This window comes from Caballeronia sp. LZ028, from assembly GCF_031451415.1.
GTDB lineage: Bacteria > Pseudomonadota > Gammaproteobacteria > Burkholderiales > Burkholderiaceae > Caballeronia > Caballeronia zhejiangensis.
Genome location: NZ_JARUXN010000004.1, coordinates 309,142 through 324,912 on the forward strand (window position 1 = coordinate 309,142; position 15,771 = coordinate 324,912).

Genomic DNA, 15,771 nt, shown 5'->3' on the forward strand with positions numbered 1-15,771 from the left:
CGGCGCGATGAACGACGCATCATTGGCGATCGATCTGTCGAACGTGACGAAGCGCTTCGGCGCGACCGTCGCGCTCGATGGCGCGTCGTTCTCGGTGAAGCGCGGCGCGGTGCATGCGCTGCTCGGCGAGAACGGCGCGGGAAAGTCCACCACGGTCAAGCTGCTGTCCGGATTGATGCAGCCGGATGCGGGCAGCATCCGCGTAATGGGCAGCGACGTGACGATGAAGAGCCCGAAGGACGCGCATCGCGCGGGCGTGCAGACGGCGTTTCAGGAGATGACGCTCGTGCGCGATCTCACGGTCGCGCAGAACCTATTGATGTCGTACGAGCCGACGGGTTTTCTCGGGCGCATCAGAAAGCGCGACGCGCAGCGGCAAGCAGCGGAATGGCTCGACAGGCTTGAACTGTCCGATGTGCGTCCCGGCGCATATATTCGCGATCTTTCGTTGCCGGTGCGGCAGAAGATCGAGATTGCGAAGGCCATCGTGCGCAAGCCGAAAGTGCTGTTGCTCGACGAACCGACGTCCGCGCTGTCGGGACGCGATGTCGCGTGGCTCTCACGGCGCATCGACGAACTGAAGGCGAGCGGCGTGACTTTCGTGTTCATCTCGCATCGCATGCAGGAAGTGCGCGAGTTCTGCGACAGCCTCACGGTGTATCGCAATGGCCGAGATGTGGGCGCGTTCGACGCTGCGGATATATCGGATGACGAAGTAATTCGACTCGTCATCGGGCGTTCGATGGAGGCGAAGTATCCGCCTAAGATCACGACGGTACAAAGCGACGCGACGCCGGCGATCGAGACGCGCAACGTTCGCGTCGATGGCGTCGTCGCCGATTTCGATCTCGCCGTGAAGCCGGGCGAAGTGCACGGCATCGCAGCGCTGCAGGGCATGGGGCAACGCGAGCTGTTCGAGGCGCTGTTCGGTGCCACTTACATCGACGATGGCGAGATTCGCATCGACGGCAAACCGGTGACGCTGACATCGACGGCGGATTCGCTGAAGGCCGGCGTATCGACGAGCTTTCTGCCCGAAGACCGCAAGACCGAAGGCCTGTTCCTGCGCTTGCCCGGCGGCGAGAATGTGTCGCTTCCCGTGATCGGCCGCTATGCGCGCTTCGGCCTCATCGATCGCAAGCGCGAGCAGGCCGCGATTCGTCGCTCGCTTGCGCAGATGGAGGTGAATCCGCGCGCGCTGTACAAGCCGTGTCTGTCGTTCTCCGGCGGCAATCAGCAGAAGATCGCGATGGCCAAGTGGCTGCTCACGCAAAGCCGCGTGTGGCTCATGTTCGATCCGACGCGCGGCATCGACGTCGGCACCAAGCATCAGATCTTCGTGCTGATGCGTGCATTCGCCGCGGCGGGTGGCTCCGTGCTCTTCTATTCGACGGACGTGCCCGAGCTCGTCAACGTGTGCGACCGCGTGTCGGTGATGTATCGCGGACGCAACGCCGGCGAGTTGAGCGGCGACGCGCTGACCGAAGAAAACGTGATGCGCAAGATGCTTTCCAGTTGAGAGGTTGCTCATGAAGATAGCCGTTGCGTCGCCCGAAAGCGAGGTCGTGCGGCCGGGCGCGCGCGTGGGATTTGGCGCGCGCATCGATCATCATCGCGGGCTCATCATCGCGATCAGTGCGTTGCTTGCGATGCTCGCCGGATGGGTTTCGCTGTCCGCGACACCTGTCGGGCTCTACGACATCGGATCGGTAATTTCGAGCGCAACTACACTCGCGCTCGCGGCGATCGGGCAGACCATCGTCGTGCTGTCGGGCGGATTCGATCTGTCGGCCTCGGCGGTCGTGTCGCTCGCGAACGTGCTTGCCGTGCGCTTCGTGCAAGGATCGCCCGTCGAACAATGGGGCGGCGCCGCGCTGATTCTGGCGATCGGCGGCGGCATCGGCCTCGTCAACGGCGCGCTGATCGCATGGTTTCGCTTGCAATCGATCGTCGTCACGCTGGCGACGATGTTCATGGTGCAAGGCTTGACGCTGCTGATTCAGAACAAGCCGGGCGGCAGCGTCGGCGATCAGTTCGGCGCGGTGCTCACCGCCGATCTCATCCCCGACAAGATGCCGATGTCGGCGGGCTTGCTGATTCTTGCGCTGTTGATCTGGTCGTTCATCAAGCGCACGCGTTACGGCGTGGGTCTGTACGCGTTAGGCAGCGATGCCGACGGCGCGTATGCGAACGGCATGCCGGTCACGCGCTACCGCATCGCGACGTATGCGCTCGCTGGCATGTTCTACGCGGCGGCGGGTCTGTATGTATCGGCACAGACGGGCTCGGCCGATCCGCTCGTCGGCCGTCCGCTGCTGCTCTCGATGTTCACGGCCGTCGTGCTCGGCGGCACGTTGCTCGGCGGCGGACGTGGCGGCTGCGTCGGCACCGTGTTCGCAGCAATGACGCTGATGATCACCGTGAACATTCTGCTCGTGCTGAACGTATCGGCGTTCTTCACGACGATAGCCGAAGCGGTGATTCTGATTCTCGCGGTGCTCGGTTCGTCGATCGGCAAGCAATCGGCGGCGCATGAATGCGCGCGTCACGCGGCGCAGTGGCTCAAGGCGGTGCGAACGGGCACGCGCGCACGCGACGACAAGCATGCGCGGCGCGTTGCGTTCGAAGTCGACGATTATCGTCCGGTTGAAAACACGGAGCTGAAGGGACGACCGATCGCCGACTGGATCGAGCGCAATCGCGAATGGGTCAAGTATGTGGTGCCGGCTTATCTGCTGTTCTTCGCGGTGGTCGTCATCACGGGCTTTGTCTATGGGCCGGGCGTGCTCGTCAGCGCGAACTTCTATAGCAGCCTGCTCACGCTGACCTTGTTTCTCGCGATACTCGGCCTCGGCCAGGGCGCGGTGATCCTGACGGGCGGACTCGACTTGTCGATGCCCTGGCTCATCACGCTGTCGGGCGTGTTGCTGACCGGACTCACGCACGGCGTGAACGGCGCGGCCGCGTGGGCGGTGCCGATGGTGCTGCTGGTCGGCCTGCTCGTCGGCGTGTTCAATGGCGTGGGCGTCGTGATGCTCGGCTTGCCGCCGATCGTCGTCACGCTTGCGGCGAACGGTTTGCTGCAAGGCCTCACGCTGATCTATTGCAATGGCTCGCCACAAGGATGGTCGCCGTCGACGATCAGCGAATTCACCAACGGACGCTTCGGTCCGCTGTCGATCGCGGCGTGGAGCGTGCCGGTGTTTCTCGTCATCGCGTTGCTGCTCCTGCATCGCACGCCGTTTGGGCGGCGCGTGTATGCGGTCGGCAATTCGCCGGTCGCGGCGAAGCTGTCGGGCGTGCGCGTGGGCACGACGCTCATCGCCGTGTATTGCCTGTCGGGTCTGTGCTCCGCGATCGTCGGCTTGTTGCTCGCGGGGTTCAGCTCGCAAGCTTTTCTCGGCATGGGCGATCCGTATCTGCTGCCGTCGATTGCAGTGGTTGTCGTCGGCGGCGCATTGATTACCGGTGGACGCGGGCACTATCTCGGCGTGTTCGGCGGCGCGCTGCTGCTTACGGCGCTCGGGACGTTGCTCGCGGGAACCACGGTGCCGCCCGCGGTGCGCGACATCATCAACGGACTCGTCGTGCTGGCGGCTGTCATCACGCTGCGGGACAAGAAGGGCTAAACCAACTCGAACGAGGACCAGATGCAGATGCAAGCGAACAACATTGCGGTGATCGGTTCGGGCCGTATCGGCCGCGCGTGGGCGATCGTCTTTGCGAAGAGCGGCTTCAACGTCACGATCCACGATGCATCGAAGGACATGCTCGGCGGCGCGATTCCCGCGATTCGCGAAAGCGTCGAGGATCTGGCGTCGTTCGACCTGATCGATGAAGCCGTCGATGCGATCGTGGCCCGCATCACCGCATGCGAACATCTCGCCGATGCTGTCGCCGACGCCGATCTCGTGCAGGAGAACATCGCGGAAGTGGTGGAAGCGAAGCGTGCGTTGTTCATCGAACTGGACCGCCTCACGAAGCCTGACGCGATTCTCGCGAGTTCGACATCGGGATTGCCTGCATCGACCTTCACGGAAGGCATCGCAGGCCGCGCACGCTGTCTCGTCGCGCATCCGGTGAATCCGCCGTCGCTGGTGCCGCTCGTCGAGTTGTGCGGCGCGCCGTGGACCTCGCAGGACACGATGGAACGCGCACGCGCCATCTACGAAGGAGCGAAGCAAAAGCCCGTCACCGTGAATCGCGAGATCTCGGGCTTTCTGCTCAATCGTCTGCAAGGCGCGTTGCTCGACGAAGCGTTGAGTCTCTATGAACAAGGTTATGCGAGCGCCGCCGATCTCGACACCGTGATACGCGATGGACTCGCGATGCGCTGGTCGTTCATGGGCCCGTTCGAAACGATCGACCTCAACGCGCCCGGTGGCGTGGCCGATTACGCTGCGCGCTACGGCGGCACATACAAGAGCATCGCTGCGGGACGCAAGCCGTTCGACTGGTCCGCCGAGACGCTCGGCAAGCTCGATGCCGAACGGCGCGCGGTGCTGCCCCGCGAGAAGATCGAAGAACGCAGCCGCTGGCGCGATCGGCGTTTGATGGCGCTGCTCGCGCATCGGCGCGATATCGAGGACGGTGAAGCCTGAACAAAGGAGACGACGATGCCCGAAGTACGCTTGCTGGTCGATGCGAACAATCATCTCGGCGAAGGACCGCTATGGGATGTGAAGGAGGAGCGGCTCTACTGGATCGACAGCACGGCCGCGGAAATCTATAGCTGCCGTGCTGACGGCGGCGACGTGAAGCGCTATTTCGTGCCGCGTCACATCGGTTCGATGGCGTTGCGCGAGCAGGGCGGCGCGGTGGTCGCGCTCGCGAACGGCCTGCATTTCTACGACTTCGATGCGCAGACCGTGCAGTTCATCGCCGATCCCGAAAGCGACGATCCCGAGACGCGGTTCAATGACGGAAAGGTGGATCGCCGTGGACGCTTCATCGCGGGCACCATGTCCTACGACTTCGACCGCTACGATGCCGATCGCGGCCAGCGCTCGACGCGCAGCGGCGGGCTGTATCGGCTCGATACGAATGGCCAGGTCACGCGGCTCGACAGCGGCATCAGTTGTTCGAACGGCCCATGCTGGAGCCCCGACAACAAGACCTTCTACTTCACCGACACATACAGCAAGGAGATGTACGCCTACGACTACGACATCGAAACGGGCGCGGCGACGAACAAGCGCCTGTTCGCATCGGCGCACGACATGGCCGGCACGTTCGATGGCGCAACCGTCGATGAAGAAGGCTATGTCTGGTCTGCTCTCGTCTTCGGCGGACGCATTCTGCGCTTCGCTCCCGATGGCAAACTCGATCGCGTCGTGCCGTTTCCCGTGCGCAATCTGACGAGCGTGATGTTCGGCGGACCGAGTCTCGACATCCTCTACGTATCGACGATGGGCCGCCCGATGTGGGGCATTCCGCAGAAAGAGCGCGACAAGGGCGGCCTTTTCGCGGTGACGGGCCTCGGCGTGCGCGGCATTCCCGAGCCGCGTTTCGCGGGATAGAGCATGAGCGTTTATCATTCGGGCCTCAGGGTCTCGAACGATATCGCTCGACATGGATACGAACAAGCTCATTGCGTCGCTGCCCGCGCGCATCGACGCGATCATCTCGCGCGGTGCGAAGGCGCATCCCGATCACATCGCGTTGCATGAGGACGCGCGCGCGTTGACTTATGCGCAACTCGACGATGCAATCGATGCGCTGGCCGCGCGTCTCGGTGCGGCGGGCGTGCGCGCCGGCGATCGCGTCATGCTGATCGGCGAGAACAGCGTCGTGCTCGTCGCATCGCTTTTTGCCGTGAGCCGTCTCGATGCGTGGGTGCTGATCGTGAATGCGCGATTGTCCGCAGTCGAGCTCGATGTGATCCGCGCGCATGCGAAGCCACGCATCGCGCTCTATACCGTCGATGTTTCCGACGACGCCGCGCATCACGCGCAACGTGACGGCGCTTCGGTCGAATCGCTCGATGCGACGCCGATCGGCGCGTTTGCGTTAAGCGATATCGATGCCGCGTCTGAGCAGGAGCCGCACGGACTGTCATCGGACAGGCAATGCGCGGCGCTCATCTACACGACGGGAACGACCGGCGCGCCGAAGGGCGTGATGCTGTCGCATCGTAATCTGCTGTTCGTCGCGGCAGTATCCAGCACGCTGCGTCGTGTCGGTACCAGCGATCGCGTCTATGCCGTACTGCCGGTATCGCATGTGTTCGGTCTTGCTTCCATGTGCCTCGGTTCGCTGTATGCGGGCGCGACGTTGCGTCTTGCGGCGCGTTTCGATCCCGCGCGCGCGGGACGCGTTCTCAGCGATGAACGCATGACGATCTTTCAAGGCGTTCCCGCGATGCATGCGAAGCTGATCGATCATTTCACGCCGCGCGGCGGCCTGAATGCGCCATCGTTGCGCTTCGTCTATTGCGGCGGCTCGCCTCTCGACATGACGCTCAAGGCCGCTGCCGAAGCGTTCTACGGTGTGCCCTTGCATAACGGCTATGGCATGACGGAGAGCAGTCCGACCGTATCGAACACGCTGCTCGATGCACCGGCGCCCGATTCGTCCGTCGGGCCGCTGATTCCAGGCGTCGAGGCGCGCATCGTGCCGCTCGCGCATCAAAGCGACGCCGACGATACCGGCGAACTATGGGTGCGCGGGCCGAACGTGATGCTCGGCTATTACCGCGATGCGGCGCAGACGGCGGCCACGGTGACGGAGGACGGCTGGCTCAAGACGGGCGATCTCGCGCGCTTCGAGAGGGGCAACCTGTATATCGTCGGGCGCAGCAAGGAGTTGATCATCCGCTCGGGTTTCAACGTGTATCCCGCGGAAGTGGAGCAGGCGTTCAACAGTCATCCCGCCGTGCTGCATTCCGCCGTGATCGGACGGAGCGTGCAGGGCAATGAAGACGTGCTTGCGTTCGTCGAATTGAGGCCCGGCTGCACGGCGAGCGAAAGCGAACTCGCGGAGTGGGTCGGCGAGCGGCTCGCGCCCTACAAGCGGCCTTCTTCTATCCGCATACTCGATGCATTGCCGGTGTCCGCGAGCGGCAAGGTGCTCAAGCATCGGCTCGGAAAGCTCGCTAATTAGTTGCGGATGCAACCGGTTTGCTCGCTGCATTCGTGTCTTCGCCTGCGCCGCCCAGCGACTGGAAAAGTGCCGCGGTGTCCGAGAGACGATTAGCGTGCGCGAGCGCGTAATCGAGTTGCGTCTGAAGCGCCTGGCGTTGTGTGTCGAGCAGATCGAAGCGGCTCACGCCGCCCGCCGTAAAGCGCGCGCTGGCTGTGTCGAGATTGGCTTGCGCTTCGTTCGCCGCGATCTCGCGCGCGTGCAGGGCATCGGCATCGTTTTGAAGCGCGGTCAGGCTATCGGCGACTTGTTGCAGCGCGTCCAGCACGGTCTGTCGATAGGCTTGCATGGTTGCTTCGTAGGCCGCTTCGGACGATCGCTTCCTCGCGCGCAGCTCGCCGCCATGAAATAGCGGCTGCGTGAGATTCAGGCCGACGTTCCACACGTTGAGGCTATTGAGCATGTCGTGGATGTTCGTGCGCTGGCTTCCCACGCCCGCAGAGAGCGAGAACTTCGGATAGAGGTCGGCAGTCGCCACGCCGACGTTCGCGCTCGCCCGATGCAGCAACGCTTCCGATGCGCGGATGTCGGGTCGTTCGCGTGCGAGCGTCGAGGGCAAGGTCAGCGGAACGTTGCCCGGAACATGAAGCGAGTCGAGCGTGATGGCATCGAAGTCGGCCTTGGATGGCTCGACGCCCAGCAACACTGCAAGCCGGTGATCGGCCTGATCGCGTTGCGTAACGAGCGACGGAAGGTTTGCGCGCGTCTGCTCGACGAGCGTGCGCTGGCTGCGCACGTCGAACGGCGCGACGCCGCCCGCCTTCAGGCGGCCTTCCATGATGGACAGTTGACGCATCTGTGCATCGACGAGACCTTCGGTGAGCGTGATCTGATGCTGCAACGAAGCGCGCCGGATCGCGGTGGCAACGACATTGCCCGCGATCGAAAGCCGCGCCGCATCGAGCTCGAACGACTGATAGTCCACTTGCGCACGCAATGCTTCGAGTGCGCGCCGCTCGCCGCCGAAGAAGTCGAGCGTGTAAGACACGCTCACCGAGGCATCATAAAGCGTGAACGGACCCGGACTCGGAATCGGCACGCCGAAGGCAGCAGGATCGACCTTTTGACGCGAGCCGGAGAGCGAGGCATCGACGACGGGAAAGTATGTCGCGCCCGCTTGTGCGCGATAGTCCTCGCGCGCCTGCACGAGCTTCGCGCGCGCCTCGTCGAGCGTGGGACTGTCGCTCAATGCGCGATCGACGAGACGGTTCAGCGTATCGGAGCCGAACTGCGTCCACCAGCGCGGCAGCGCATGATCGGCCGCGGGAAAGTCCTTTACCTCGACCGGCGTTTTGACATAGGTCTGCGTGTCCGGCGGCGCAGGCGCATGAAAATCGGGGCCGACAGTGCAGCCGCACAACATGAGCGCGCAGAGGGCAAGAATCTTTTTCATCGATGTTTCCCTAGTCGAGCGTGCGCCGATAGAAGCGCAACGCAATGCCCATCACGATGACGGTGAAGAGCGCCATCGGCCACACCGAGGGCCACAGGTCCGCCCAGCCGTTGCCCTTGAGAAGAATGCCGCGAATCAGGCGATTGAAGTACGTGAGCGGCAGCAAATTGCCGATGAACTGCGCCCACGCCGGCATGCCCGCGAACGGAAACATGAAGCCGGAGAGAAGGATGTTCGGCAGGAAATAGAACATGGTGAGCTGCATCGCCTGAAGTTGGTTCTGCGCGAGCGACGACAGCGTGATGCCCACTGTCAGATTCGCGGCGATGAAAAGCAGCGCGGCGAGATAGATCGCGAGCGGATTGCCGACGAGCGGCACATGGAAGACGAAACGCGTGGCCGCGAGAATGATCGACGCCTGAATGAGACCGATGAACACGTAAGGCACGATCTTGCCCGTCATCACTTCGACGGGACGCACGGGCGTGGCAAGGAGGTTTTCCATCGTGCCGCGCTCGCGTTCGCGCGTCATCGCGAGGCCGGTCATCATGACGAGCGTCATCGTGAGAATCACGCCCATCAAGCCGGGCACGACGTTGTATTGCGTGATGCCTTCGGGGTTGTAGAGGTTGTGGACCTGCACGTCGAATGGGGCGGGCGTTGCGTTCAAACGAGCAAGCGGGCCGGTGATGTCCTTGTCGGCAACGGACTGCACGAGCATGGTCAGCGCGTTGCTCGCCTTGCTCACCGCATTCGGATCGGTCGCGTCGGCCTCGACGAGCAGCGCGGGCCGCTCGCCGCGCAACAGCTTGCGCGAGAAGTCGACGGGAATGTTCAGCACGAAAAGCACGCGGCCTTGCGCAAGTGCGCGACGGCCAGCTTCGTCGTCGGGCAGCGTCTCGACGATGTCGAAATAGCCGGAGTGCTCCATTGCCGCGATGAAGCTGCGCGAAAACGGACTCTGATCGCCGACGATCACGGCCGTCGGCAGATGCTTCGGGTCGGTGTTGATTGCGTAGCCGAAGAGGGCGAGCTGCACGATAGGCAAGCCGACGATCATGCCGAACGTGATGCGGTCGCGCCGCAATTGCAGGAACTCCTTGATGACGATGCTCCACCAGCGCGTCACGGAGAAGCGCGCGAATATCGCGAGCGGGCCGCGTGCCTTCATGACGTCACCTTGAAGTTGTCGGTCGACCGGCTCATCAGATAGATGAAGACATCTTCGAGTCCGGTTTCGATCGGCTCGGCGCGCGTTGCGCCGTCTTTTGTCGCATCGCGCACGGCCGCCTCGAGCGCGGCGTGATCGCTGCCGCTCACATGCAGCGCAGAGCCGAATACGACGGTCTGATCGATGCCGGGTGTCTTGCGCAAGCGTTCGGAAAGTTCGCTCAAATGCTCGCCGTGAATGCTCCATGTCGCGAGGTTTTGCGATGCGATCACTTCGTTCGCGGTGCCTTGCGCAAGCAGCTTGCCATACGCGATATACGCGAGCTTGTGGCATCGCTCGGCTTCATCCATGTAGTGCGTGCTCACCAGCACCGAAATGCCTTTCGCGGCGAGACGATGCAACTCCTCCCAGAAGTCGCGGCGCGCGGTGGGATCCACGCCTGCGGTCGGCTCATCGAGCAGGAGCAGCTTCGGCTCGTGCAGCATGCATGCGGCGAGCGCGAGGCGTTGCTTCCATCCGCCCGAGAGCGAGCCCGTCAGCTGACTCGCGCGGCTCTGCAGACCGAGCGCTTCGAGCGCGCGATCCACGGTTTCGCGGCGATTGCTCATCTGATAGATGCGCGCGACGAAGTCGAGATTCTCGCGAATCGTCAGGTCTTCCCAGTACGAGAAGCGCTGCGTCATATAGCCGACGTTGCGCTTGATCTCTTCGCTTTCGCGCACGATGTCGTAGCCGAGGCACGTACCGCTGCCCGAATCGGGGGTGAGCAGGCCGCACATCAGGCGGATGGATGTTGTCTTGCCGCTGCCGTTCGGGCCGAGAAAGCCGAAGATCTCGCCGCGCGCGACTTGCAGCGATACATCGTTGACGACGTGTTTGTCGCCGAAGTGCTTGTTGAGATTCTGGACGTCGATGACGTATTGCGTGTCCTGCATGCTCGTTACACTCATTGCAACCTCACGCCGACGGGTTGGCCCGGATGAAGCTTCGATGCATCGGCCGGTTGAGGATGCGCTTCGACCATGAACACGAGCTTCGAGCGATTCTCGTTGCTATAGATGACCGGCGGCGTGTATTCGGCCTGATTCGAGATGTAGGTGATTTTCGCGGGCACGTCTTCCGTGCAGCCGTCGCAATGAATCGATATCGCGCGCCCCGTTGCGAGGCTACCCACCGTGTTTTCCGCAACGAAGAAGCGCACTTTCACGTTCTGCGGCGGCAACATCTGCACGACCGGACTGCCCGCCTGTACCCATTCGCCGACACGATAAAGCGTGTCGTACACGAGCCCGTCCGCAGGCGCCGCAACGCGCTTTTGGTCGACCTTCCATTGCGCCTGAGCGACAAAGGCTTGCGCGGCTGCGACTTGCGCGCGTTGCGCCGCGATCTGTTGAGGACGGCCCGGCAGGCGTGCGATATCGACCTGTTCGGCGAGGTCGCGTACTTGCGCGGCGGCGGCATCCGCATTCGCGCGCGAATCGTCGAGCTGCCCTTTGGCGATGCCGCCCGCGCTGAACTGCGCTTCATCGCGGCTCAGTTGCAGCGCGGCCTTGCGAGCGTTCGCGCGTGCCTGCGCGAGTTGCGCGCGCACCGATGCGACCTCCGGTGCGCGCTTTCCCGTGAGGATGTCCTCGAGTTGCGACTGCGCGGCCGTGAGTTGACGCTGTGCCTGATCGAGGGCGGCGATTTCATCGGCCGATTCGAGCATGAAGGCGCTCGTTCCCGCCTTCAACGTTTGCCCCCGCGCGACGGACAGCGCTGTGAGCTTGCCCGATTGCGACGAGCCGAGGTAGACGAATTCACCTTCCACGTAGCCCTGATAGATATCGCGGTCCTGATGCGAGCACGCCGCGAGCGCCGTGGCGAAAAGCAAGCAGGTCGGGATGGCGGTGATGCGGCTCATGGCGCGCTCCGTGGAAGTATTCGTTACTTGGTTGGTCTACCAAACAATACTTGAGGCGGCTCGTCGGTGTCAAGCAGAGCGGCGGTGAGTCGCACGCGGGTGTGCCAAATCAAGGATAGACGGCGCGAGTAAAAATTACAGGCGGGGCGGATGCGCCGGCGTAAAACGACGCCATGAGCGAAAGTAAGACGAAAGCGCGAGCAGGCATTACGTGTGCTTCGTGATAGCGACACGAGGCGACTACGACATGGACAATCTTTTGAAGATCGCGCAGGACTGCGGCTTTTCCGTGGTGCTGGAAGGCCGGATCGGCACGCAGGAATACAACAGCGTGAGTGGTCCGCTGCAGGCGTTGGAGAAGTTCGCGGAAGTCATCCGCGATACGGCTTTGCAGGAGCAGCCGCGGCAGGACGAGTGAGCTCGAGTCGCTGTTCGAGAATGGCGTCGTTCGGGTGAAAGCGTTTCGCGAATAGATTCGGCGTCCGAATTAAATAACCGCCGACAACCTTTGCGTGTCTCCTGCATTCGAATTACAGTGCGATATTCGTGTGACTGGAATCGACACTGATAAGAACGGAGACGCCAAGATGAATCGAAGAAAGGGACAACGCCTGATTGCGCTGACGATCGGCGCATCTCTAATCGCACCGCTCGACGCGCGAATCGCATTCGCCGATACACCGGGCGATGAAACGATTGCCGTTGCGGGTCTTTCGCAACCGTCGGACATCCTGATCGACCGTTGGGGCGTACCGCACATCTTCGCCGTCAACGATAGCGACGCCTTCTTCGTGCAAGGCTTCAACGCCGCGCGTGACCGCATGTTTCAGATCGATCTGTGGCGCAGACGCGGCCTCGGCGAGCTTTCGGAGGTCTTCGGTCCCGCTTATGTGGAACAGGACAAGGCCACGCGGCTCTTTCTTTATCGCGGCGACATGGCGACCGAATGGCAGCGCTATGGTCCCGATGCGAAGCCTGCCGCGACACGCTACGCAGCCGGCGTGAATGCGTATATCGACTGGCTTGCCGCGCATCCGGACCGCATGCCTTATGAGTTTCGCAAGATCGGCTATTGGCCGGCGAAATGGAGCGCCGACGATATCGTGCGTATTCGCAGCCACGGTCTCACGCGAAATCTCACGAGCGAAGTCGCGCGTGCACGCGTGACGTGCAAGAGCTCGCTCGACGCGGACACCGTGCGTTTCGGACTGCAGCCGCAGTGGAAAGCGCAGATGCCCGCGGGCCTCGATCCCTGCCTTCCCGATGATGTCCTCAAAGTCTTTACGCTCGCAACACAAGGCGTGCGCGTGACGAAGGAGTCGATGAAGAGCACGGATGCATCGACGACGATGATCGCCGCAGCCGAGAATCCCGAGGAAGTGACCGAAGGCAGCAACAACTGGGTGATCGCGCCATCGAAGTCGGCGACGGGCCGCGCGATCATGGCGAACGATCCGCATCGTGCTTATGCCGCGCCGAGCCTTCGCTACATTCAGCAGATCAGCACGCCGACGCTCGATATCATCGGCGCGGGCGAACCTTCGGCGCCAGGCATTTCGATCGGGCATAACGGCTCGATCGCTTATGGACTCACGATCTTCAACATCGATCAGGAAGATCTTTATGTATATGAGTTGAATCCGGCGAATTCGCGGCAGTATCGTTATAAGGGCAAGTGGGAGCCGATGCGCGTCGTGCGTGAACAGATCGCCGTGCGTAATGGCGCTCCCGTCACCGCCGATCTGCTTTACACGCGACACGGTCCTGTGATCTATACGGAAGAAGGCAAGCATCGGGCCTTCGCCGTGCGCACGGCGTGGCTGTCGCCCGGCATGTCGCCGTATTTCGATTCGATGCGCTATATGCGCGCGAAGAATTACGCGCAGTTCAAGGCATCGCTTGCGACATGGGGCGCGCCGACTGTGAATCAGCTCTATGCGGACAAGGATGGAAACATCGGCTGGGTGCCGAGCGGCCTCGCGCCGAAACGCCCGAATTGGGACGGCCTCATGCCCGTGCCCGGCGATGGCCGCTATGAATGGGCGGGCTTCTGGCCGCGCGATGCAATGCCTTCGGTCTATAACCCGGCGCAAGCTTATTTCACCACGTCGAACGAAATGAATCTGCCCGCGGGTTATCCGTATGCGGAGCGCAAGCTCGGCTTCGAATGGACCAACGGGTCGCGGCATCAGCGTATCGACGAAGTGTTGAAATCGCTGCCGAGGGTGTCGATCGAAGACTCCGAGCGCTTGCAGAACGATGACGTTTCGATTCCGGCGCGCAGGCTCGTCGCATTACTCGCGCCGCTTTCGAGCGATGATGAAGACACACGCGCCGCGCTCGCGATGCTCAAGGACTGGGACGCGCACATGAGCGCGAGTTCGCCGCAAGCCGCGCTCGAAGAAGTATGGTTCTCGCGTCATCTCGGACGCACGTTCAAGGAAGCGGTGTTGCCGAAGGACGCGGCGGCGTCGTTCGGCGCACCCGATACCTCGGTGATGCTCGATTCGCTCGAACATCCCGAGACGCGCTTCGGCGACGAGGCGCCGGCCAAACGCGATGCCGTTCTGCTTTCGAGTCTGCGCGATGCCTATGCGGAGATGCGTCATCTGCAAGGCGCCGATGCAACCCAGTGGCGTTGGGGCAAGCTGCAAACGAACCTCAACGCGCATCCTCTGGCCGATGTCGTCGATGCGGACATGCGTGCGAAGCTGAACGTCGGGCCGATCGGAAAGGGAGGCAGCGCTTACACGCCGAATCAGTCGACCTATCGCGCGAGCGACTTCCGTGAGACGAACGGACCGTCGTTTCGTGTGGTCGTCGATGTCGGCAACTGGGACAACTCGCGTGCGGTGAATCTGCCTGGCGAATCGGGCGATCCGGATAGCCCGCATTATCGGGATCTCGCGCAGATGTGGCTCGACGGGCAGTATTTCCCGTTGCTGTATTCGCGCTCGGCCGTCGAAGCCGCAACGGAGAAACGCGTGCATCTCGTGCCGGACGCGCATTGAGCACGGGCTGCGTGAGCGCCGATGATCTTCACGGCGCTTTGCATCACGATTACGATCGCGGTGGACGGGTGCTGGCTGGCGCCTTGCCGGACTCCTCATCCGGTCCGTCCTCCGCGCTTCCTTCCTTTTTCTTCTTATAGAGTCTGCTCGACGCGGGAATAGATCGCTGCGTACCCGGGTTAACCAGTCGAAGCCTCTACGCTTGAAACCTAGGTCGAGTGAGTCGAAGCCGCGCAAGGGCCCTGTGCGTTCGATGAGGTCGTGGATCGCGTGCGATCCGGTCAACCTTTTCTGTCGGAGTGAACATCATGAACGCCATCGCCAAAATCGTCGTGTCCGTCGCCGTGGTCGCTGCACCCACGTTCGTTTTCGCGCAGAGCCAGAACGCCCCTCTGACGCGCGAACAAGTCAAGGCCGAGCTTGTTCAGCTCGAACAGGCGGGGTATTCGCCGGCCACGGGCGAGCAAGCCAACTATCCCTCGGATATTCAGGCGGCGGAAGCGAAGGTCGCCGCCCGGCGGAACACGAACGAAGCGAATGAAGCGTACGGCGGCACCCATGCCGGCGGCGCGGCGTCGGGTTCAGGCGCGATGCGCAAGCCGATGTCGATGAAGCATGGTTCGATGTGGATGTCTACGTCGGATTGCGTCGGGCCCGCGAGTTATTGCACGCTGTTTTTCGGAAGCTGAGTCGTCGGGCTGTTGGTGAGCGCGGGGAGCCGGTCGGGACTTCCCGCGTTTGCATGTCTGGCTATTTGTACGTCCAGCGGCGTTTGGCGGGCGCAGAAAAATAATTTGCGAAAGGGGCTTGCGGAGATGTCATCGGCTCTTCATAATCTCGTTTCTCTGCTGCTGATGCAGCGACGCAAGACGGAAGTTGAAGTAAGGCTTGTCTTGCGATGTGCTCTTTAAAAACTAACAGCCGATAAGTGTGGGCGCTTGATGGCGAGTGCGGCTGGTTCTTCGGAATCGGCGATAGCAAAGGTATCAAGAGTCTCACACGAAGTATCAGAGGAAGGTTTGTTCATCTTTGGATGGAATAAATCATCGTCAGTACGTTGAGTGAGCGACCTATTCGGAAGAATAGAAAACAGTAACAGGTATTGAACTGAAGAGTTTGATCCTGGCTCAGATTGAACGCTGGCGGCATGCCT

At 62.2% G+C, this 15,771-nt stretch carries 13 protein-coding genes; 8 read left to right on the forward strand and 5 right to left on the reverse strand.

Going from position 1 to position 15,771, the window contains the following annotated elements; translation table 11 throughout:
* Positions 1-7: 7 nt before the first annotated feature.
* From QCE58_RS24160 to QCE58_RS24180, 5 genes are read left to right on the forward strand one after another with little or no spacing between them, the layout of a single operon-like run.
* Positions 8-1,519, forward strand: a complete 1,512-nt coding sequence (locus tag QCE58_RS24160) for a sugar ABC transporter ATP-binding protein (protein ID WP_250521808.1) — start codon at positions 8-10, stop codon at positions 1,517-1,519.
* 10 nt (positions 1,520-1,529) lie between these two features.
* Positions 1,530-3,629, forward strand: a complete 2,100-nt coding sequence (locus tag QCE58_RS24165) for an ABC transporter permease (RefSeq protein ID WP_008354431.1) — start codon at positions 1,530-1,532, stop codon at positions 3,627-3,629.
* Positions 3,630-3,656: 27 nt separating this feature from the next.
* Positions 3,657-4,601: a 3-hydroxyacyl-CoA dehydrogenase gene (locus tag QCE58_RS24170; RefSeq protein WP_175982877.1), complete on the forward strand. Its 945-nt coding sequence runs from the start codon at positions 3,657-3,659 to the stop codon at positions 4,599-4,601.
* Positions 4,602-4,616: 15 nt separating this feature from the next.
* A complete protein-coding gene (locus QCE58_RS24175; RefSeq protein ID WP_250436106.1) occupies positions 4,617-5,519 on the forward strand; it encodes an SMP-30/gluconolactonase/LRE family protein in 903 nt (300 codons plus the stop codon).
* Between the two features lie 52 nt (positions 5,520-5,571).
* A complete protein-coding gene (locus QCE58_RS24180; protein WP_250521807.1) occupies positions 5,572-7,101 on the forward strand; it encodes a class I adenylate-forming enzyme family protein in 1,530 nt (509 codons plus the stop codon).
* Here QCE58_RS24180 and QCE58_RS24185 read toward each other — a convergent pair.
* From QCE58_RS24185 to QCE58_RS24200, 4 genes are read right to left on the reverse strand one after another with little or no spacing between them, the layout of a single operon-like run.
* Positions 7,094-8,533 (reverse strand): efflux transporter outer membrane subunit, encoded by a 1,440-nt coding sequence (locus QCE58_RS24185; protein WP_250521806.1) that lies wholly within the window; start codon positions 8,531-8,533, stop codon positions 7,094-7,096. The two genes, QCE58_RS24180 and QCE58_RS24185, sit on opposite strands and share 8 nt — an antisense overlap.
* 10 nt (positions 8,534-8,543) lie before the next feature.
* On the reverse strand, positions 8,544-9,704 hold the full coding sequence (locus QCE58_RS24190; RefSeq protein ID WP_008354441.1) for an ABC transporter permease: 1,161 nt from the start codon (positions 9,702-9,704) through the stop codon (positions 8,544-8,546).
* Entirely contained in the window at positions 9,701-10,654 is a 954-nt protein-coding gene (locus QCE58_RS24195) for an ABC transporter ATP-binding protein (RefSeq protein WP_404989950.1), read from the reverse strand. Before QCE58_RS24195 ends, QCE58_RS24190 begins: the two co-directional genes overlap by 4 nt.
* On the reverse strand, positions 10,651-11,607 hold the full coding sequence (locus QCE58_RS24200; RefSeq protein WP_250521805.1) for an HlyD family secretion protein: 957 nt from the start codon (positions 11,605-11,607) through the stop codon (positions 10,651-10,653). Before QCE58_RS24200 ends, QCE58_RS24195 begins: the two co-directional genes overlap by 4 nt.
* Positions 11,608-11,854: 247 nt before the next feature.
* Between QCE58_RS24200 and QCE58_RS24205 the strand changes: the two genes are divergently transcribed.
* The 3 genes from QCE58_RS24205 to QCE58_RS24215 all read left to right on the forward strand — a co-directional run bounded on the left by QCE58_RS24205 (position 11,855) and on the right by QCE58_RS24215 (position 15,307).
* Entirely contained in the window at positions 11,855-12,025 is a 171-nt protein-coding gene (locus tag QCE58_RS24205) for a hypothetical protein (RefSeq protein WP_008354446.1), read from the forward strand.
* Positions 12,026-12,194: 169 nt separating this feature from the next.
* A complete protein-coding gene (locus tag QCE58_RS24210) occupies positions 12,195-14,618 on the forward strand; it encodes a penicillin acylase family protein (RefSeq protein ID WP_250440758.1) in 2,424 nt (807 codons plus the stop codon).
* 308 nt (positions 14,619-14,926) lie between these two features.
* A complete protein-coding gene (locus QCE58_RS24215) occupies positions 14,927-15,307 on the forward strand; it encodes a DUF4148 domain-containing protein (RefSeq protein ID WP_250440757.1) in 381 nt (126 codons plus the stop codon).
* A gap of 218 nt (positions 15,308-15,525) precedes the next feature.
* Here QCE58_RS24215 and QCE58_RS24220 read toward each other — a convergent pair.
* Positions 15,526-15,771: hypothetical protein (locus QCE58_RS24220; protein WP_309780478.1), on the reverse strand; the 246-nt coding region annotated here is incomplete at its 5' end.